General features: G+C 74.3%; 6 protein-coding genes and 2 pseudogenes. 4 read left to right on the top strand and 4 right to left on the bottom strand.

All coding sequences use genetic code 11. The features are described 5' to 3' along the window. Positions 1-13: 13 nt before the first annotated feature. Together ACHZ99_RS18435 and ACHZ99_RS18430 are read right to left on the bottom strand one after the other, a co-directional pair. The gene (locus tag ACHZ99_RS18435; protein ID WP_420305722.1) at positions 14-1,609 is read right to left on the bottom strand and encodes a metallophosphoesterase; all 1,596 of its coding nucleotides are present in this window, start codon (positions 1,607-1,609) and stop codon (positions 14-16) included. 205 nt (positions 1,610-1,814) lie between these two features. After that, entirely contained in the window at positions 1,815-2,585 is a 771-nt protein-coding gene (locus ACHZ99_RS18430) for an AfsR/SARP family transcriptional regulator (RefSeq protein ID WP_420305721.1), read from the bottom strand. 553 nt (positions 2,586-3,138) lie between these two features. On the opposite strand from ACHZ99_RS18430, the pseudogene ACHZ99_RS18425 reads away from it, so the two are divergent. From ACHZ99_RS18425 to ACHZ99_RS18415, 3 genes and pseudogenes are all read left to right on the top strand, one after another. Then, a pseudogene (locus ACHZ99_RS18425) lies at positions 3,139-8,799 on the top strand (type I polyketide synthase); the annotation flags it as partial. 197 nt (positions 8,800-8,996) lie between these two features. Next, positions 8,997-9,188 (top strand): annotated as a pseudogene (locus ACHZ99_RS18420) (hypothetical protein); the annotation flags it as partial. After that, positions 9,189-18,035: an SDR family NAD(P)-dependent oxidoreductase gene (locus ACHZ99_RS18415; protein ID WP_420306053.1), complete on the top strand. Its 8,847-nt coding sequence runs from the start codon at positions 9,189-9,191 to the stop codon at positions 18,033-18,035. Between the two features lie 180 nt (positions 18,036-18,215). On the opposite strand, the gene ACHZ99_RS18410 is transcribed toward ACHZ99_RS18415, so the two are convergent. Together ACHZ99_RS18410 and ACHZ99_RS18405 are read right to left on the bottom strand one after the other, a co-directional pair. Further along, positions 18,216-18,830: an allene oxide cyclase barrel-like domain-containing protein gene (locus ACHZ99_RS18410; RefSeq protein ID WP_420305720.1), complete on the bottom strand. Its 615-nt coding sequence runs from the start codon at positions 18,828-18,830 to the stop codon at positions 18,216-18,218. Positions 18,831-18,898: 68 nt separating this feature from the next. Beyond that, positions 18,899-19,915, bottom strand: coding sequence for a 3-oxoacyl-ACP synthase III family protein (locus ACHZ99_RS18405; RefSeq protein WP_420305719.1), 1,017 nt, complete (start codon positions 19,913-19,915; stop codon positions 18,899-18,901). 274 nt (positions 19,916-20,189) lie between these two features. On the opposite strand from ACHZ99_RS18405, the gene ACHZ99_RS18400 reads away from it, so the two are divergent. Next, on the top strand, positions 20,190-21,374 hold the full coding sequence (locus tag ACHZ99_RS18400; RefSeq protein ID WP_420305718.1) for a cytochrome P450: 1,185 nt from the start codon (positions 20,190-20,192) through the stop codon (positions 21,372-21,374). Positions 21,375-21,527 lie beyond the last annotated feature (153 nt).

The raw sequence follows: 21,527 nt of genomic DNA, 5'->3' as shown, positions 1-21,527 counted from the left end.
GCGGCGTACGCACCTACCCGCCGTCCCCGTCGCGTCTGCCGCGCCGGCCGGCCGCCGCGCCGAGCACCACGGCGGTGACGAGCAGGCCGTTGCGGCACAGCCAGCGGCCGGTCAGCCGCGACAGCGACGTGCCGTCGACGGTGGGGGCCGGGACCAGGACGCGGGCGGTGAAGGTGCCGGTGTCCGGGTCCAGTTCGACGCGGGCCTCGTCGAAGCCCAGCTCCCTGGCGGTGAGGGGGTACCAGACCTTGAAGACCGACTCCTTGGCGCTGAACAGCAGCCGGTCCCAGCAGACCTTGACCCCGCCGTGCATCCGGGCGCGTACCCGCTCCTGCTCGTCAGGGAGGGCGATGGCCGCCAGGAGGTCGTCCGTCAGCGGCTCGTTGGGCTCGGCGTCGATGCCGATGCCGAGCACGTCGCCGCGGCGGGCCACGGCCGCGGCGCGGTAGCCCGCGCAGTGGGTCATGGAGCCGACGACCCCGGCGGGCCACTGCGGCGCGCCGCGGCGGCCGGGGAGCAGCGGGGCCGGTTCGACGCCGAGCGTGCCCAGGGCGCGGCGGGCACACTGCCGTACGGTGGCGAACTCCGCCTGCCGGTGCGGGACCGCGCGGGCGACGGCCTGCGCCTCCTCGGGGTACAGCCGCTCGGCGGGCGGCTCGGGCGGGTCGCTGAACGCGTCGGCCGCGGCCACGTCGGCGGGCAGTAACTCCCGCAGCAGCACGGCAGGTGCGGCGGCTGCCGCGGGCTCGGGCCGCGCCGGCGGGGTGGCCGCCGGCGCGGCCGGCGCCGGGGGGAGCACCGTACGCAGCGGCTCGCGCGGCGGGCGGGGCTTCCACTCCCGCGGGTAGCCGAGCGAGACCTCGGTGAACTTGACCCCGTCGTACCAGGTGACGCGGGGGATGTGCAGGTGGCCGTAGACGACGGCGGCGGCGCGGAAGCGGCGGTGCCAGTCGGCCGTGAGGGTCGTGCCGCACCACTGCGCGAACTCCGGGTAGCGCAGGATGTCGGTCGGCTGCCGGACCAGCGGCCAGTGGTTGATCAGCACCGTCTGCTGCTCCGGGGGCACCGCCGCGAGCCGCCGCTCGGTCAGGGCCACCCGCTCGCGGCACCAGGCGTCCCGGGAGTCGTGCGGGTCGGGGTGGAGGAAGTACTCGTCGGTGCAGACGACGCCAGACTCGTGGGCCAGGCGCAGCGACTCCTCCTTGGTGGTCACGCCCGGCATCCGGAAGGAGTAGTCGTAGAGGACGAAAAGCGGGGCGACCGTCACCGGGCCGCCCTCGCCACGCCAGACGGGATAGGGGTCCTCGGGGGTCACGACGCCCAGGTCGCGGCAGATCCCGACGAGGTGCCGGTAGCGTTCCTCGCCGCGCAGCGTGACCGGGTCGTCCGGGTGGGTCCACAGCTCGTGGTTGCCGGGCACCCAGACGACCTTCTCGAACCGCTCGGCGAGCAGCCCGAGGGCCCACTCGACGTCGGCCACGCGCTCGCCGACGTCGCCGGCGACGATCAGCCAGTCGCCGGGGGCGGTCGGGCGGAGCCCGGCGGTGACGTCCCGGTTCTCTTGGTACGCGACGTGCAGGTCGCTGACGGCCAGCAGTCTTCCGTGCATCAGGGCCATTCGATCATTCGGCGGCGGCGGTGAGGTCGGTGTCAAGTGCATCTCGGCAGATCACGCAGGAACCTGCCGCACCGGGCACGTGCCGACAGGGTGGTGCCACCACCTAAACTCCGGCCAAAACGCGACGGGGGGACGAAGGGGCGGGCGAAGCCGATGGCTTCGCCCGCCCTCGTACCGGCGTGCCCGGCAAGGCCGGTCAGACCGCGGCTGGCAGCTCCAGCCGCTCGTCCGCGACCAGGATGGCCTGCTGGAGGTCGCGCAGCGCCCGGCAGGGCTCCAGGCCGAGTTCCTCGTTGAGGCGGCTCCGGGCCTGCTGGTACGTACGCAGCGCGTCCGCCTGCCGCTCCGAGCGGCACAGGGCCAGCATGAGCTGGCGGTAGAACGTCTCCCGCAGGGGGTACTCGGCGGTCAGCGCGGACAGCCGGCCGATCAGCTCACGGTGCAGCCCGATGCTCAACTGCGCCTCGATCAGCCATTCCAGGTACTCCAGGCGGGTCTCCTCCAGCCACGTGGCGAAGCCCGCGATGATCGGCCCGTCGCAGAGGTCCCCGAGGACCGGCCCCCGCCACAGGGCCAGCCCGTCCTCGAAGGCGGTCACGGCCTGCTCCGGCCGGCCCTCCTTGAGGTGCAGCCGGCCCCGGTTGAGGAGCTGCTGGAAGCGGTCCACGTCGAACTCGTCGTCCTCCAGGTGGAGCATGTACCCCGGCGGCCTGGTCAGGATCGGGTTGTTCCGGCTGCCGGGCTGGCCGAGGAACTTGCGGAGCTGGGAGATGTAGACGTGGATTCCCGCGGTCGCCCGGCGCGGAGGGTTCTGTCCCCAGATCTCGGCTATGGCCTCGTCGATGGAGACCACCTGCCGGGCGCGTATCAGTAACAGGACGAGGAGCACCTGCATCTTCTTGGCGCTCACGAATCTGCTGCCGCGGTTGTCCACCACCCGGACTGGTCCGAGTATCTCGTACTGCACTTTTCAACCCCCGATGAATTTCCTTGGCCGAAGTGCTCAGTATCCATGGCACTGTTGTTCAATTTCACTCGCCGCCTGGTGCAGGGGAGCTTGTGTGTGTCGCGGCGATGCGGTAGAGACCTTCGCAGGTTATGGAGGGGGTAGGGGGTGCGGAAACCCCTACCCACCCCTAAGTCCCCCCTACGTGTTGTCAGGGGTATTGCGCAGTGCGCTCGGGGGCGTGTGCGTGTCATTCGCGCCCCCCTGGCCAGGCGCGGCGATGATCCGCCGTTCTCGCAAATGCCCGATATCCGCCGCACGTTATCCGCTGCCCCGATATCCGGGTTTCCCCCGTGCCCGGAATGCCCCGGCGGCCGCCGTCACCGTGGGAAACGTCGCCCTCCGGCGCCGTGTCCCGCATGCCTGGTATGACACCCCTGGACGCACCCCCGGCCCGCCGCCCCGCCAAAGGCCGCGGCAAGGGCGGCTTTAGCCGGGCTGCCGAGCATCTACCCCACAGCCGGGCAGCGCTCGATCCCGCCTGCCTGGAACTCGTGGATGGGAGTTGCCGACCATGTCGGTTGCCGGACAGGAACCCCACCGGGACGCGGACCGGGCGGAGGGTGCCGTCGGCGGCCCGTCGGCGGACCGGGCGCCGATCGCGGTCGTCGGCGTCGCGTGCCGCCTGCCCGGCGCCGACGGACCGGACGCGTTCTGGGAGCTGCTGCGGGACGGCAGGGACGCGGTACGCCCGCTGCCCGAGGGCCGCTGGCCCGCCGGCTCCCCCTCCCCGCAGGCCCTCGTGGACGCCGGGCTGCTCGGCACCGCGCGCGCCGGCTACCTCGACGCCGTCGACGCGTTCGACCCCGCCTTCTTCGGCATCCCGCCCCGCGAGGCCGCCGCCGTCGACCCCCATCAGCGGCTCGCGCTGGAGCTGGCCTGGGAGGCGCTCGAAGAGGCCGGCATCGTGCCCGCCACCCTGCACGGCGCGCCCGTCGGCGTGTTCGTCGGCGCCATGGACGACGGGTACTCCGCCGTCACCCGCGACCACGGCCCCGACGGCATCGGCCGGCACACGGCCACCGCCCTCAGCCGCGGCGTCATCGCCAACCGCGTCTCGTACACCCTCGGGTTGCAGGGCCCGAGCCTCACCGTCGACACCGCCCAGTCGTCCTCCCTCGTCGCGGTCCACCTCGCGTGCGAGAGCCTGCGGCGCGGCGAGTCGCAGGTCGCGCTCTGCGGCGGCGTGAACCTGGCCCTCACCGGCGACGGATTCCTCACCGCCGCCCGCTTCGGGGCCCTGTCGCCCACCGGCGTCTGCCGCACCTTCGACGCCGCGGCCGACGGCTACGTACGCGGCGAAGGCGGCGCCGTGCTCGTCCTCAAGCCGCTGGCGCTGGCCCGCGCGGACGGCGACCACGTCTACGGCGTCATCACCGCCAGCGCCATGAACAACGACGGCGGCACCCCCACCCTCACCCAGCCCGGCCAGGACGCCCAGGAACAGGTCCTCCACGCCGCCTACCGCCGGGCCGGGGTCGCCCCGGGCGACGTGCAGTACGTCGAGCTGCACGGCACCGGCACCCGGCTCGGCGACCCCGTGGAGGCCGCCGCCCTCGGCGCCTTCGCCGCCCCCGGCCGGGCCGCGGACGACCCGCTGCTCGTCGGCTCCGTCAAGACCAACGTCGGCCACCTCGAAGGCGCCGCCGGCATCACCGGCCTGCTCAAGACGGTGCTCGCGCTGCGCCACCGGCAGCTCCCGCCGAGCCTCAACTTCTCCGCCCCCCACCCCAACATTCCCCTCGGCGACCTGCGCCTCGACCTCGTACGCGCCACCCGCGCCTGGCCGCACCCCGAGCGGCCCCTCGTGGCCGGCGTCAGCTCCTTCGGGATGGGCGGCACCAACTGCCACGTCGTGCTGCGCGAGGCCCCCGACGCGGACCCCGCCCCCGCCGGCTCCGCGCCCGCCGCGTACGACAGCGCCCACCCGCTGCCGTACGTGCTCTCCGCCCGCGGCGAACCCGCCCTGCGCGACCAGGCTGCCCGCCTCGCCGCCCACCTCACCGCACACCCCGGCCACCGGCCCGCCGACGTCGCCCGGACGCTCACCGCCCACCGCGCCGCCTTCGAACACCGCGCCGTGCTGCACGCCGCCGACCGCGACACCCTCCTCACCGGCCTCACCGACCTGGCCGAGGGCCGCACACCCCCCGGCGCCGCACGCGGCACCGCCCTGCGCGGCGCCACCGGCTTCCTCTTCCCCGGACAGGGCAGCCAGCGCCCCGGCATGGGGCTCGAACTCGCCGCCGCCCACCCGGCATTCGCCGAGGCGTTCGACGCCGCCTGCGCCGCCTTCGACCCGCACCTCGACATCCCCCTGCGCACCGTCCTCGCCGCCGCCGAGGACACCGCGGAGGCCGCGCTGCTGGACCGCACCGCCTGGACCCAGCCCGCGCTGTTCGCCTACGAGACGGCCGCGTACCGGCTGCTGGAGAGCTGGGGCATGCGCCCCGACGTGCTCCTCGGCCACTCCGTCGGCGAACTCGCCGCCGCGCACGTCGCCGGCGTGCTGTCCCTCGCCGACGCCTGCACCCTCGTCGCCGCCCGCGGGCGGCTCATGGACCGGCTCCCCGCCGGCGGCGCCATGGCCGCGATCGAGGCGACCGAGGCGGAGATCACGGCCGAACTCGACGCCGTCGACGGTGCCGTCTGCGTCGCCGCCGTCAACGGCCCCCGCGCCACCGTCGTCTCCGGCGACGAGGCGGCCGTCCTCGCCCTGGCCGGGCGCTGGCACGACCGGGGGCGCCGAACAAAGCGGCTGCGCGTCAGCCACGCCTTCCACTCCGCCCACATGGACGGCATGCTCGACGCCTTCCGCGAGGTCGCCGCCTCCCTCACCTTCCACCGGCCGGCGATCCCGATCGTCTCCAACGTCACCGGTGAGCCCGCCACGGACGACGAGCTGCGCTCGCCCGACTACTGGGTACGCCACGTCCGGCAGGCCGTGCGCTTCGCCGACGGCGTCCGGCGGCTCCGCGAGGCGGACGTCACCACGTTCGTCGAACTCGGCCCCGACGCCACCCTCACCACCATGGCCCGCGACTGCGTCGAGGAACCCGGCCTCGCCCTCGTCCCCTTGGGCCGCGGCCGCCGCCCCGCCGCGGAAGAACTCCGCGAGGCGGTGGCCACGGCGTACGCCCACGGCGCCGACGTCGACTGGGCGGCCGCTCTCGTCCCGGCCGACGCCGTCCGCGTACCGCTGCCCACCTACCCCTTCCAGCGCCGGAGCTACTGGCTCGCCCCCCGCAACCCCGCCGAGACCGGGACGGCACCCGTCACCGACGAACCGGCGACCACCGACCAGGAGACGGAGCCGGAACCCCCCGCCGCCTCCGCCGCCCGGGAGTGGCACGACCGGCTGATCGCCCGCGACGCCCACACCGGCAGGCAACTCCTGCTCGACCTGGTCCGCACCGAGACCGCGCAGCTCCTCGGCCACGCCTCCCCGGCCGACGTCGAAGAGCGCTGGGCCTTCCGCGACCTCGGCCTCGACTCCCTCGGCGCCGTCGACCTGCGGCACCGCCTCGGCCAGGCGACGGGCCTCGCCCTGCCCTCCTCGCTGCTCTTCGACCACCCCACGCCGCTGCGGCTCGCCGCCGGCCTGTACGAACAGCTCACCGGTGGCGGCCGGGAAGCAGCCCCCACCGCGGCCCGCGAAGCCGACGACGAGCCCCTCGCCATCGTCGGCATGGCCTGCCGCTACCCCGGCGGCGTCACCTCCCCCGACGACCTGTGGCGCCTGGTGGCCGACGGCACCGACGCCACCGGCCCGTTCCCCGCCGACCGCGGCTGGGACCTCGGCAGCCTGCTGAACCCCGACCCGGAACACCCGGGCGGCTCCGCGACGCACCGCGGCGGATTCCTCCCCGACGCGGGCGCCTTCGACGCCGCGCTCTTCGGCATCTCCCCGCGGGAAGCGACCGCGATGGACCCGCAGCAGCGGCTGGTGCTGGAGACGGCCTGGGAGGCGTTCGAGCGCGCCGGAGTGGACCCGTCCGCGCTGCGCGGCAGCCGGACCGGGGTGTTCGTCGGCGGTACGTTCCAGGAGTACGGCCCGCGGCTGAGCGAACCGGGCGGCGGCGCCGAGGGGCACCTGCTGACCGGAAGTGCGCCGAGTGTGGCGTCGGGTCGGGTGGCGTACGCGTTCGGGCTGGAGGGTCCGGCGGTGACGGTGGACACGGCGTGTTCGTCGTCGCTGGTGGCGCTGCACCTGGCGTGCCAGTCGGTGCGCAGCGGGGAGTCCACGCTCGCGCTGGCCGGCGGGGTCACGGTCATGGCGACGCCGAGCATGTTCATGGAGTTCAGCCGCCAGGGCGGGCTGTCGCCGGACGGGCGCTGCAAGGCGTTCGGCGCGGGCGCGGACGGCACGGGCTGGTCGGAGGGTGTGGGGCTGCTGCTGGTGGAGCGGCTGTCGGACGCGCGGCGCAACGGGCACGAGGTGCTGGCGGTGGTGCGTGGTTCGGCGGTGAACCAGGACGGGGCGTCGAACGGTCTGACCGCGCCGAACGGTTCATCACAGCGACGGGTGATCCGGCAGGCGCTGGCGAATGCGGGTTTGTCGACATCGGACATCGATGCGGTGGAGGCGCACGGTACGGGGACGACACTGGGCGACCCGGTCGAGGCGCAGGCGTTGCTGGCGACCTACGGGCAGGGGCGGGTTGAGGGTGCGCCGTTGTGGCTGGGGTCGTTGAAGTCGAACCTGGGGCACACGCAGGCGGCGGCGGGTGTCGCGGGTGTGATCAAGATGGTGGAGGCGATGCGGCACGAGGTGCTGCCGCGGACGTTGCATGTGGATGAGCCGTCGCCGCACGTGGACTGGTCCGCGGGTGCGGTGGAGCTGCTGACCGAGCAGCGGCCGTGGGTGGTGGACGGGGCGCGTCCGCGGCGGGCGGCGGTGTCGTCGTTCGGGATCAGCGGCACGAACGCGCACGTGATCATCGAGCAGGGCCCGGCGGCGGACGAGCGCACGCCCAACGCCCCGGAGACGGTCCCGGGTCCGGTGGTGTGGCCGGTGTCCGGGCACACCACGGAAGCGCTGGCCGCACAGGCCGGTCAGCTGCGGGCGCACCTGAGCGAGCACCCCGAGACCGACCTGCGTGCGGTGGCCGCCTCGCTGGTGCGTTCGCGTGCGGTGCTGGATCACCGTGCGGTGGTCGTCGGCGCGGACCGTGACGAGTTGCTGGCCGGGCTGGAGGCCGTCGCCCACAGCGAGGGCTCGGACCGGGCGGTGGTGGGGCGGTACCGGGCGGGGAAGCTGGCGGTGCTGTTCACCGGCCAGGGCGCCCAACGCCCCGGCATGGGCGCGGAGCTGTACGAGACGTACCCGGTCTTCGCCGAAGCGCTGGACGAAGCCTGCGCGGCCCTGGACGCGCATCTGCCGCGGCCGCTGAAGCCCTTGATGTTCGGGCAGGACGCTGAGCTGCTGGACGACACGACGTACACGCAGCCTGCGCTGTTCGCGTACGAGGTGGCCCTGTTCCGGCTGGCGGAGTCCTTCGGGGTGCGGCCGGACTTCCTGGCCGGTCACTCCATCGGGGAACTCACCGCCGCGCACCTGGCCGGGGTATGGACCCTGCCGGACGCCGCGCGGCTGGTCGCCACCCGCGGGCGGCTGATGGGCGCCCTGCCCGCCGGTGGGGCGATGCTGTCGGTCACCGCCCCCGTCGACACCCTCACCCCCCTGACCGACGGCACCGGCGTGGAGGTCGCGGCGGCCAACAGTCCGACCCACACCGTTCTTACGGGCGCGGCCGATGCCATCGACACTGTCGCCTCACGGTGTCAGGACGCGGGGCTGCGGGCGCGCAGGCTGCGGGTCAGCCACGCCTTCCACTCCGCCCACATGGACCCCATCCTCGACGACTTCCGCCAAGCCGTCGCCGACACCCCCGCCCAGACCCCCGCCCTGCCGGTCATCTCCAACCGCACCGGACAACCCCTCACCCCCGAGCAGGCCGCCTCACCCGACTACTGGGCCGGGCAGTTGCGCCACACCGTCGAGTACACGGCCGTGACCGGCTGTCTCGAAGAGTCCGGGACCACCGCGTACCTCGAACTCGGCCCCGACACCACCCTGACCACCCTCACCACCGACACCCTCCTCGCCCCCGCCACCGCCGTCGCCGCACAACACCGCGACCACGGACAAGCCCACGCCTTCACCACCGCCCTCGCCACCCTCCACACCACCCACACCCCCTCACCTGGCCCACCACCACCCACACCACCCACCTCCCCACCTACCCCTTCCAACACCACACCTACTGGCTCCACGACACCCCCACCCCCAACCTCACCGCCACCGGACTCACCCCCACCGAACACCCCCTCCTCACCGCCGAGGTCGAGCAGGCGGACGGCGGCGGGACGCTGCTCACCGGGCGGCTGTCGCAGGCCGACCACCCCTGGGTCGCCGACCACCTCATCCTCGGTGCGACCGTCCTCCCCGGCGCGGCGCTGGTCGACCTCGCCCTGCACGCCGCTCGCCGCGTCGGCTGCGACACGCTTGAGGAGCTGACCCTCGAAGCGCCGCTCCACGTCCCGGAGTCGACGCCCGTCCAGGTGCAGGTGCTCGTCGGTGCCCCGGACGCGGCGGGCGGCCGGTCGCTGGCCGTGTACGGGCGCCCGGCCGGCGGCGCCGGAGACGACACACCTTGGTTGCGCCACGCCCAGGGGCGGCTGGCCGTCGGCTCCCAGGACGCCGACGCGGGTAACACGCGGTTCCCTCTCGCCGACGCCCGGAGCCTGCCGGTCACGGACGCGTACGCGACGCTCGCGGAGCGCGGGTACGTCTACGGGCCCGCGTTCCAGGGCCTCACCGCCGTCTGGCAGGGCGACGGCGAGACGTTCGCCGAGGTGCGGCTGCCCGAGGCGGACACGGGCGACCCCCGGTTCGTACTCCACCCGGCGCTCCTGGACGCGGCACTGCACGCGGTCCTTCTCCACGGCCTCGCCGCCCCCGACGAGCCCGGCCGGCCCGCGGACGGCGGCCTGCTGCTGCCCTTCGCCTGGTCCGGCGTGCGCGTGCTGCGGGCGCCCGTCACCACGGCCCGCGTACGGATCCGGCCCACGGGCGCGGACACCGTCGCCCTCACCGTCACGGACGAGGCGGGTGAACTCCTCGCCTCCGTCGAGTCGCTGGCGTTCCGCCGCGCCTCCTCCGCCCAGCTGGCCTCCGGCCAGGGCGAATCCGCGCACGCCGAACACCACGCCGTCGAGTGGTCCCCGCTGCCCGCCGTGCCCGCCGCCGACGCCCCCGGCGGTTGGGCGTGCGTCGGCGACGTGCCCGGCGGACTGCCCGACGCCCCGCCTCCGTACGGGGACGTGGCCGCTCTCAGCGCCGCCGTCGCCGCGGGCGCGCCCGCCCCCGGCGTCGTCACCCTCGCCGTCCCACCGGCCGACGACGACCCCGCCCTCGCCGTCCAGCGGACCACCGAGACCGTCCTTGCCGCTCTCCGCGAGTTCACCGCGGACGCCGCTCTCGCCGACGCGACCCTCGTCGTGGTCACCCGCGGTGCCGTGGCGACGGGGGAGGGGGCCTCGCCCCACCTCGCCGAAGCCGCCGTGTGGGGTCTGGTCCGCAGCGCCCAGGCCGAACACCCCGGCAGCTTCCTGCTCGTCGACCTCGACCCGGTCGCCGCCGCCCCGGCGGACCTCGCGTCCGTCGTACAGCACGCCCTGGCCGCCGACGAACCGCAGATCGCCCTGCGCGGCGAGCAGCGCCTCGCCCCGCGCCTCGTCCGCCGGGCGTTCCCGGCCGAGGCCGTACGGAACCCGTGGCGGGACGCCGGGACCGTGCTCATCACCGGCGGAACGGGCGCCCTCGGCGCGGTGGTCGCCCGGCACCTGGCCGAGCGCCACGCCGTGCCGCACCTGCTCCTCGTCAGCCGCCGCGGCCCCGACGCCCCCGGCGCCGCGGAACTCGCCGCCGAGCTGCGCGGGTCGGGCACCGAGGTCACCCTCGCCGCCTGCGACACGACGGACGCCGACGCCCTCGCCGCCCTCCTGGCCACCGTCCCCGCCGCGCACCCGCTCACCGGCGTCGTACACGCCGCGGGCGTCCTGGAGGACGGCGTCGTGGCCACGATGACGCCCGAGCAACTCCACCGCGTCCTGCACCCGAAGGTCACCGCCGCCCTGCACCTCGACCGGCTGACCCGCGACCTGGACCTCACGGCCTTCGTCACCTTCTCCTCCATCTTCGGCGTCCTCGGCAACGCGGGCCAGGCGAACTACGCCGCGGCGAACGCCTTCCTCGACGCGCTGGCCCACCACCGCCGGGCCGCCGGCCACGCCGCCACGTCCCTGGCGTGGGGCCTGTGGGACACCGACAGCGGCATCACCCGCGACCTGGACGACGCCGACATCGCCCGCATGGCCCGCAACGGCGTCCTCGCCCTCACCCCGGACGAGGCTCTGCCGCTGCTCGACTCCGCCTGCGGTACGGACCACGCGCTGCTCGTCCCGACGCGCTGGCACTTCCCCACCCTCCGCACCGCCGCCGCGACCGGCACGCTCCCCGCCCTCCTGCGGAGCCTCGTCCCGGCCCCCGCGCGCCGGGTCGCGTCCGCCCGTACGGGAACGGGCGATGCGGTGGCGCCGCTCACCGAGCGGCTCGCGGGCCTCGACGAGTCCGAGCGGCGCACACTGGTGCTGGACGTCCTGCGCCGCGACATCGCCACCAGCCTCGGCCACGCCTCGCCCGACCGGCTCGACCTGGAGGCCAGCTTCAAGGCCCTCGGGTTCGACTCGCTCACCTCCGTCGAACTGCGCAACCGGCTGAGCGCCACGACCGGCCTCCGGCTGCCGGCGACCCTGCTCTTCGACTACCCGACCCCCGACGGCCTCGCGGCCTACCTGCTGTCCTCGGCCGCCCCGGCGGCCGGGACCGGGCGCCCCGCCGCCCCCGCGGGCCGCACCGCGGCCACCGACGACGAGCCGATCGCGATCGTCGGAATGGCCTGCCGCTACCCGGGCGACGTCGCCTCCCCGGAGGACCTGTGGCGCCTGGTCGCCGAGGCCACGGACGCGATCACGCCGTTCCCGACGGACCGCAACTGGAACGTCGAGGAGCTGTACCACCCGGACCCCGAGCACAGCGGCACCTCGTACACCCGCGAAGGCGGCTTCCTGCACGACGCGGCGAAGTTCGACGCCGGGTTCTTCGGCATCTCCCCGCGGGAGGCGCTGGCGATGGACCCGCAGCAACGGCTGCTGCTGGAGACCACCTGGGAGACGGTGGAGCGCGCCGGCATCGACCCGCGCGCGCTGCGCGGCAGCCAGACGGGCGTGTTCGTCGGCGCGATGTACCACGACTACGCCCGATGGGCGGAGCAGGCGGCGGAGAGCGTCGAGGGCTTCACCCTGACGGGGACGTTCGGGAGCATCGCGTCGGGCCGGATCTCGTACATCCTCGGACTTGAGGGCCCGGCGCTGACGGTGGACACGGCGTGTTCGTCGTCGCTGGTGGCGCTGCACATGGCGGCCCAGTCGCTCCGGCAGGGCGAGTGCGATCTCGCGCTGGCGGGGGGCGTCGCGGTGATGTCCACGCCGGGTACGTTCGTGGAGTTCAGCCGGCAGCGCGGGCTGTCGCCGGACGGGCGCTGCAAGGCGTTCGGCGCGGGCGCGGACGGCACGGGCTGGTCGGAGGGTGTGGGGCTGCTGCTGGTGGAGCGGCTGTCGGACGCGCGGCGCAACGGGCACAAGGTGCTGGCGGTGGTGCGTGGCTCCGCGGTGAACCAGGACGGCGCGTCGAACGGGCTGACGGCGCCGAACGGCCCGTCGCAGCAGCGGGTGATCCGGCAGGCGCTGGCGAATGCCGGTTTGTCGACATCGGATGTGGACGCGGTGGAGGCGCACGGTACGGGGACCACGCTGGGCGACCCGATCGAGGCGCAGGCGCTGCTGGCCACGTACGGGGAGAAGCGCCCGGACGAACAGCCGCTGTGGCTGGGCTCGCTGAAGTCGAACATCGGCCACACGCAGGCGGCGGCCGGTGTCGGCGGCGTCATCAAGATGGTCATGGCGATGCGGGAAGGGGTCCTCCCGCGGACGTTGCACGCGGACGAACCGTCCCCCCACGTGGACTGGGCAGCAGGCGGAGTGGAACTGCTGACGGAGCAGCGGGCCTGGGCGGTGGGCGATGACCGGCCGCGGCGGGCTGGCGTGTCGTCGTTCGGCATGAGCGGGACGAACGCGCACGTCATCATCGAGCAGGCGCAAGAGGTCGAGGCCGTGGCCGAGGTGGTCGAGCCGGGTGGTGTGGTGGCGTGGCCGGTGTCCGGGCACACGCCGCAGGCGCTCGCCGACCAGGCCGCACGGCTCCGGGAGCACCTGTCCGAGCACTCAGAGATCACTCCGGCCGAGGTGGCGCACAGCCTGGTCGCTACGCGTTCCGCGCTTGATCACCGGGCGGTGGTCGTGGGCGCTGAGCGGGACGAGTTGCTGGAGGGGCTGGCGGCGATCGCCGCTGGTGAACCTTCGGCGCGGGTGGTCGGCGGCGAGGTCCAGTCCGCGGGGAAGACGGTGTTCGTCTTCCCGGGTCAGGGTGCGCAGTGGGCGGGCATGGCCGCGGACCTGATCGACGCCGAGCCCATCTTCGCGCAGGCCATCGCCGAGTGCGAGACGGCGCTGTCGGTGTACGCGGACGACTGGTCGCTCACCGAGGTGCTGTCCGATCCGGAAGGGGTGTTGCTGGAGCGGGTGGATGTGGTCCAGCCCGCGCTGTTCGCCGTCATGGTCAGCCTGGCGCGGCTGTGGCAGCACCACGGCATCCAGCCCGACGCCGTCATCGGCCACTCCCAAGGCGAAATCGCCGCCGCCCACATCGCCGGCGCCCTCACCCTGGAGGACGCGGCGAAGGTCGTCTGCCTGCGCAGCCAGGCCATCCGCGCGCTGTCCGGCAAGGGCACCATGGCCTCCGTCGCCCTGCCGCACACCCAGGTCACCGAGGAGATCGCCGCCTGGGACGGCAAGCTGTCCGTCGCGGTGGTCAACAGCCCCACCGCCACCGTCATCTCCGGCGACACCGACGCCGTACAGGCATACCTCGCCCGGTGTGAGGAAGCCGGTGTACGCAACCGGCTGCTGCCCGTCGACTACGCCTCCCACGGGCCGCAGGTCACCGAACTCCGCGACACCCTCCTCGACGTCCTGGCCGGACTGGAGCCTGCGGCAGCCTCGATTCCGTTCTACTCCACCGTCACCGGCGAGGAGTTCGACACCACCGGCCTGACCGCCGACTACTGGTACACCAACCTCCGCGAAACCGTCCGCTTCCACCACACCCTCACCCACCTCATCGACACCGGCCACACCACCTACGTCGAGGCAAGCCCCCACCCGACGCTGACGACGGCCATCACCGACACCGACCCCTCCGCCCTCACCACCGGCACCCTCCGACGCCACGAACACTCACCCACCCAACTCCACCTCGCCCTCGCCCACCTCCACACCCACGGCACCCCCGTCGACTGGTACACCACCCCCACCACACCCGCCGACCTCCCCACCTACCCCTTCCAACACGCCCACTACTGGCTCGACGCCTCCGCCGCCACCGGCGGCGACCCCGCCACCCTCGGCCTTCAGGACACCGAGCACGCCCTCCTCGGCGCGGCCCTCCACCTCGCCGACGACGACAGCCGCTCCACCGTCCTGACCGGCAGCCTCAGCCTCCGCACCCACCCCTGGCTTTCTGACCATGCCGTCAACGGCGTCACCCTCGTACCCGCCGCGCTCTTCCTGGAGCTGGCCTTCCGCGCCGGTGACGAAGTCGGCTGCGCCACGGTCGAGGAGCTGATGCTCAAGGAGCCGCTGGTTCTCACCCCGGGTCTCACCGCTCAGATGCAGGTCACCGTCAACGCTGCGGACGCGGACGGGCGGTGCGCGTTCGGCGTGTTCTCCCGTACCGCCGAGGCGGGCGAGGTGTGGACGCGCCACGCCGAAGGCGTGCTCGTGCCCGCCGACGACGGCATCGACCGCCTCTCCGCTCCGGCCTTCGCCGATCCGCCCGCCGAGGGCGACGCAGCGGCCGTCGAGGCAGAGGACTTCTACGCCGAGCTGACCGGGCGCGGCTACGGCTACGGCGCTGCCTTCCGCGGCGTCCGGCGGGTCTGGCGCGACGGCGACGGCTGGGTCGCCGAGGTGGCGCTGCCCGAGCCGGTACGGGACGGAGCCGGGCGCTTCGGCATGCACCCGGCGCTCCTCGACGCCGTGCTGCACACCGCCCTCGCGGCCGACACCCCGGCGACCGGCCCCACCGGACCCGCCGGCGACCCCGGCGGCGTCCTCGTCCCCTTCGCGCTCTCCCAGGTGACCCTGGGCCGTACCGGCGCCTCCACCGTCCGCGTACGTGTCACCCCCGCCGGCGACGGCGCTGTGCGCGTCGACGCCGTCGACCCCGCGGGGCAGGCCGTGCTGTCGGTGGCGTCGCTCGCCCTGCGCCCCGCCGCCGTGGCCGGCGCCGCGGACGCGGCGGCGGCCGAGCTGCCCTTCACCGTCACCTGGACCCCCGCGCAACTTCCCGCCCCCGCCGGCGAGCCGTCCGTCACCTGCGGCGTGCTCGGCGCGGACCCGCTGGGCCTGGCCGGGGCGCTGACGGAGGCCGGGGTCCCGGTGGTGACCGTCACGGACACCGACGGCCCGGAGCTGGTCCTCCTCCCGGTTGGCGGCCCGGTGGGCGATCCAGTGGGCGGTCCGGCCGCGGGCGGTGACGCCGCGCCGTCCGCCGCCGCCGTCCGCCGTACCGTCGAAGACGCCCTCGCCGCTCTCCAGACCTGGCTGGCCGACGACACCCCTCCCCGCCCCGAGGCGCGGCTCGTCGTCGCCACCCGGGGCGCTGTCGCCACCGAAACCGGCGAGCGGCCCGCCGACCTGGCCGCCGCGGCTGTCTGGGGCCTGGTCCGCAGCGCCGCCACCGAGAACCCCGACCGCTTCCTCCTCGTCGACACCGACGACGACCCCGGCTCCCACCGCGCCCTCGTGCCCGCCCTGCGCGGCGCGGTGCGCCGCGGCGAGACCCAGCTCGCCCTGCGCCGGGGCGAGGCGCTGGCCCCCCGCCTCTCCCGGCTCGCCGGCTCCGGGTCGGTGCTCCTGCCGCCGGACGGCACCGGCTGGCGGCTGGAGACGACGGGCCCCGGCACCCTGGAGAAGCTGGCCTTCATCCCGTCCCCGCACGCCGACGCGCCCCTCGCCCCCGGGGAGATCCGGGTCTCGGTGCGCGCGGCCGGCATGAACTTCCGCGACGTGCTCATCGCGCTCGGCGTCTACCCCGGCAAGGCGATCATGGGCAGCGAGGCCGCCGGCGTCGTGCTGGAGGTCGGCGCGGACGTGACGGATCTGGCGCCGGGGGACCGGGTGATGGGCCTGTTCCTCCCCGGCGCGTTCGGCCCCGTCTCCGTCACCGACCGCCGCATGGTCGTCCCGATGCCGTCCGGCTGGACGTACGAGCAGGCCGCGGCCGTCCCGGTCGTCTTCCTCACCGCGTACTACGGCCTGGTGGACCTCGCGGGCGTACGGGCGGGGGAGACCCTGCTCGTGCACGCGGCCACCGGAGGCGTCGGCATGGCCGCGCTCCAGCTCGCCCGCCACTGGGGCCTGGAGGTCTTCGGCACCGCGAGCCCCGCCAAGCGGGAGCTGCTGCGCTCGCTGGGCGTCGACGACGGGCACGCCGCGTCCTCCCGCGACCTGGACTTCGAGGCGGGCTTCCGGGACGCGACGGGCGGCAGGGGCGTCGACGTCGTCCTCAACTCCCTCGCCCGCGAGTTCACCGACGCCTCGCTGCGCCTGCTGGCGCCCGGGGGCCGGTTCCTGGAGATGGGCAAGACCGACATCCGCGACGCCGGCCAGCTGGCCGAGCTGCGCGACGACATCAGTTACGACGCGTACGACCTGCGCGAGGTGGACCCCGACCGGATCGCGGAGATGCTCGCCGACCTGCGGGAGCTGTTCGAGAACGGCTACCTGCACCCGCTGCCCGTCCAGCCCCGGGACCTGCGGGAGGCGCCGGAGGCGTTCCGGTACATGAGCCAGGCCCGGCACACCGGCAAGGTGGTCCTGACCACGCCGCGCCGCCTCGACCCCGCCGGCACGGTGCTCATCACCGGCGGCGTCGGCCTGCTCGGCGGCCTCCTGGCCCGGCACCTCATCACCGCGCACGGTGTGCGGCACCTGCTGCTGACCAGCCGCCGCGGCCCGGCCGCCGACGGCGCGGCCGAGCTGCGCGACGAGCTGACGGCCCTCGGCGCGGACGTACGGATCGCCGCCTGCGACGCCGCCGACCGCGACGCGCTCGCCGCCCTGCTGGCCGACGTGCCGGCGGCACACCCGCTCACCGCCGTGGTGCACGCCGCGGGCGTCATGGACGACAGCCTCCTCGGCGCGCTCGACGCCGAGCGGCTGGAGCGGGTGCTGCGGCCGAAGGTGGACGCGGCGCTCAACCTGGACGAGCTGACCCGCGGCGCTGACCTGGCGGCGTTCGTCCTGTTCTCCTCGGCCGCCGGCGTGTTCGGCACCCCCGGGCAGGCCAACTATGCCGCCGCCAACGCCTTCCTGGACGCGCTCGCCGAGCGGCGGCGGGCGGCGGGGCTGCCCGCGACCTCGCTGGCCTGGGGCTACTGGGCCCAGTCCAGCGGCATGACCGCGCACCTGCAACAGGCGGACATCGCCCGTCTGGCCCGGCAGGGCATCGCGCCGCTGGCCGCCGCCGACGGGCTGGCCATGTTCGACGCGGCGCTGCGGGCCGGCAGCGCCCGGCTCGTCCCCGTCGCCCTCGACCTGCCCGCCCTGCGCGGCCAGGCGGAGCGCGGCGAACTGGCCCCGCTGCTGCGCGGCCTGGTCCGGGCCGGCGTGCGGCGCACGGCCGCCGCGGGCGAGGCGGCCGCCGGCGGCCGGTCGCTCGCCGAGCGCCTCGCCGGGCAGCCGGCGGCCCGCCAGGCGGAGGAGCTGCTCGGGGTCGTACGGGGCAACACCGCCGTCGTCCTGGGCCACGGCTCGGCGGACGCGCTGGGCGCCGACCGCAGCTTCAAGGAGTTCGGCTTCGACTCGCTGACCGCCGTCGAGCTGCGCAACCGGCTCAACGCGGCCACCGGGCTGCGGCTGCCCGCCACCCTCGTCTTCGACTACCCCACGCCGCAGATCCTCGCCGACCACCTGCGCGACGCGCTGGGACTTGCGGACGGGGCCGAGGCGGAGCCGACGGTGCTCGGGGAGCTGACGAAGCTGGAGGCCGCGCTCACCGTCCCGCCGGACGACACCGACACCCGCACGGAGGTGGAGAGCCGCCTGCGTGCGCTGCTCCGCCGTCTCGACCGGCCGGTGGAGCAGGCGGAGCCGGGGTCGGAGTTCGACGACGCCACGGACGACGAGATGTTCGCGATGATCAACCAGGAGCTCGGCCTGGAGTGACCGCGGGCGGCGACGGGGCCCGGGGCGCACCGCCCCCCGGGCCCCGTTCGCGTACGGGAAGCGCCGGCCGCCCCGGCCGCGTACATCCACCGGAAAGCACCCCGGGCACGCGAAAGCCGCCGGGGGACGTTCCCCGGCGGCTCCTCGCGAACGGACGACGGGAGGGCGTCCGTCCGGGGCTCAGCGGTGCAGCTCGTAGCGGGACTCGGCGGCGGTCATGGAGCTGATCACCCACGACAGGTCGCCGCTCATGCCGGCCCACGGGCCGTCGTAGCAGGCGACGCGGATGGTGGTGCGGCCGCCGGAGAGCTGCGTCTCCATCTCGGTGTAGCCGAAGCCGAAGAGCTTGTTGCCCTGCACCGTGGAGGACACCAGCGAGACCGTGAAGTGGTGGCCGGTCTCCGGGTCCTTGCGGATGATGCGCAGCCGACCGGTGTCCGCGCCGATCTCCTCCCGGTCGGAGTTGTAGATCTTCTCCGTCACCAGGACGAGGTCGCCGACGCTGGGCCCGTCGGGGCTCAGCGGGGTGTACTCGCGGTCGGCCACCTCCTGGATGACCTTCTCCAGCAGCACCTTCTCGCCCGGCTCGTCGGGGGCGTCCGGCGCGGCCACCTCCGCGATCGGCCGCGGCACCGCCGCCGCGACGGCGCGCGCCGTGCTCCGCGCCAGCACGGCGAGGTCCGGCAGCCGCTCGTCATGCGGCGAGTACTCGGCGTCCACGATCTGGCGCCAGGACGCGACCAGCCCGTCGATGACGGGGTTGTGGGTGAGCGGGGTCTTCGGGTCGATCGTCATGCGGACGGTTCCTTCTCTCGGGCGGTTCCACGGGGCCGGTCAGGTCCACTCCGGCCGTACGGGGCCGGTCAGGCCGGCTGCTCCACTGCGTAGCCGGACCTGATCCACTTGCTGGCCTCGATGCTCACGCCCACGGCGCGGTCGCCGGGGCGTAGCCGGGGCAGCAGCAGTTCGAGCTGGAAGTAGGGGATCGCGTTGCCGGTGTTGCCGATCTCGGTGACCCGGCTGATGGCCTCGGTGTCCGTCAGGCCCAGGTGGTCGAGGGTGCGGCTGGTCATCCGCGAGGAGAGCTGCGGCGGCAGCAGGTAGTGCAGCCGGCCGCCCTCCCAGTCCAGCGCGTGCAGCATGTGCTTCAGGGCGTCGGCGGCCATCGGCGCGGCCGCGTTCTCGATGGTCTTGTAGTCCTCCGCGGCGGGCACGCCGTCGGCGGTGGAGGCGCGGCCGAACCAGTACACCGTCTGGCCCGGCTCGCGGCCCGTGCCGACGAGACGGGTGTGCACGTGCCGCAGCACGGGCCGGCCCGCGGCGGGGTTCGTGCCGAGCACCGCGGCGCCCACCCCGTCGCCGAAGATCAGCCCGTTGACCTGGACCTCCAGCGGGACGCTCGCGGCGTCCACGTCGGGGCTGGTGTGCTTGGCGCTGGTGTCGCCGCCGATGACGAGGGCCGTACGGTACGCGCCGCTGCCCAGCAGGTCGAGCGTGACCTCCAGCGCCTGTACGGCGCCGGTGCAGCCGGACTGCAGCTGGAAGACGGGCACACCGGTGATGCCGAGGCGGGCGGCGACCCGGCTCCCCGTGGCCGGCGCCAGGTGGTCCGGGGTCGCGCTGCTCATCACCACCACGTCGACGTCGCCGGCCGTCAGCCCGGCGTCCGCCAGGGCGCCGCGGGCGGCGCTCTCGCCGAGGTCGGTGAGCGTGTGCGTGACCTTCCCGGAGGCCAGGTCGACGGCGAGGTGCCGGCTGCGGGTCCCGATGAACTCGTCCACCCACTGCCGCCACACCGTCGGCATGCCGTAGTGCGCGGCGATGTCCTCGTTGGTCACGGGCGGGCCGGGCAGCGCCGTGCCCACCCCGTGAACGTACACCTGGGCATCGTTGTGGGGGACACCCATCCGAAGACCTCCCGGCTGCTGGACCGCGGTAAAGAGCGGATAACCGTCGACGCAGAATGCAGAAAGCGCCGAATATCATGCTGATCGGCGTCCCTAAAGCTGAGCTTGCGCCCGGTTAATGTCCATGCCCGAAAGGCGATTTGGGGCTGTCTTACCCGTCCGGCGCCGACTTATGCTGGGTCCGGTCCGGGCCGCGGCGAGAGGTATTTCGTCACCGCCGCGTCAAGAATTCGGTACGGAGTGAGAAATGGCTGAAGAAACCACCCCTGGCGCCCCGGGAGCCGAGTCGCCCGATCCCGTCGCGGCCCTGATGGGGAAGCTCGCCATGGGACGCGCCTTCAAGAGCGTCCTGTTCGACGACGAGACCAAGACGTGGCAGGTCCTCCGCTACGACGACGTGGCGGAGGTCCTCACCGACGCCTCCACGTACTCGGCCGAACTGGACCGCGTGATGCCGCTCGGCACCGTCAACCGCGCCAACCTCGGCTTCATGGACCCGCCGGAGCACAACCGGCTCCGGGGCCTGGTGAGCCAGGCGTTCACGCCGCGCACCGTGCGCGAGCTGGGCACCCGGATGGAGGCCATCACCGGGGAACTGCTCGACGACCTGGGCGACCGCGCCGAGTTCGACCTGATCGCCGACTTCGCGTACACCCTGCCCGTCATCACCATCGCCGAACTCCTCGGCGTACCGGCCGAGGACCGCACCCTGTTCCACAAGTGGGCCCAGGCGCGCGCCTCCACGACCAGCGCGGTCACCGACGTCCTCAACGACGAGAGCGTCATGGACGCCCTGCGCGAGCAGACCGAGTACTTCAGCAGGCACGCCCGTGAGCGGCTGCGGAACCCCGGTGAGGACCTGCTGAGCAAGCTCACCCAGGCGGAGATCGACGGCGACCGGCTCGACGAGGAGGAGATCGCGAACTTCGCCGGGCTGCTCCTGATGGCCGGGCACGTCACCGCGACCTCCGTCATCGCCAGCGCCGTGCTCGCCCTCGACGCCAACCCCGAGCAGCGCGCCGCCCTCGGCAAGGACCTGAAGCTGATCCCCGGCGCCATCGAGGAGACGATCCGCTACTACCCGCCGCTCAGCCAGGCGTTCCGGGTCACCACCCGGGAGGTCGAGCTCGGCGGGGAGACCATCCCCGAGGGGCAGTTGGTCGTCGCCTGGCTGCTCTCCGCCAACCACGACGAGCGCCGCTTCACCGACCCGGAGCGCTTCGACATCACCCGCGACCCCAACCCGCACATCGGCTTCAGCCGCGGTGTGCACTTCTGCATCGGCGCCGCCCTGGCCCGGCTGGAGATCCGCATCGCCCTGGAGGGGCTGTACGGCCGCTTCCCCGGGCTCACGGTGCTGCCGGGCGCCGAGTGGCACGACAACCTGCGGCTCATCGGCCCGCGGGTGCTGCCGGTGAGCACCGGCCGCTGACCCCCGCCGGGGCACCGGCCCCGGCCGTGGCGGCCGGGCGCGCGCACCGTGCACGGCGCGCGCGCCCGGCACGCGGACAAGCGCGGAGAAGTTCGGGTTAGTGGGGCTTTAGCCCGACTGGTGACCATGACGCCCGTGCCCGACGTGTCGAGG

It is taken from the genome of Streptomyces sp. MAR4 CNX-425 (assembly GCF_048656465.1).
Taxonomy (GTDB): Bacteria; Actinomycetota; Actinomycetes; order Streptomycetales; family Streptomycetaceae; genus Streptomyces.
Note: the sequence above shows the minus strand (reverse complement) of the source record. Positions and strands in the feature narration are given on the sequence as shown.

What these genes read in the sequence shown, in the direction of transcription:
- ACHZ99_RS18435 (WP_420305722.1), bottom strand. Translation starts at nt 1,609, where the DNA reads ATGCACGGAAGACTGCTGGCCGTCAGCGACCTGCACGTCGCGTACCAA.
- ACHZ99_RS18400 (WP_420305718.1), top strand. Translation starts at nt 20,190, where the DNA reads ATGGCTGAAGAAACCACCCCTGGCGCCCCGGGAGCCGAGTCGCCCGAT.
- ACHZ99_RS18410 (WP_420305720.1), bottom strand. Translation starts at nt 18,830, where the DNA reads ATGACGATCGACCCGAAGACCCCGCTCACCCACAACCCCGTCATCGAC.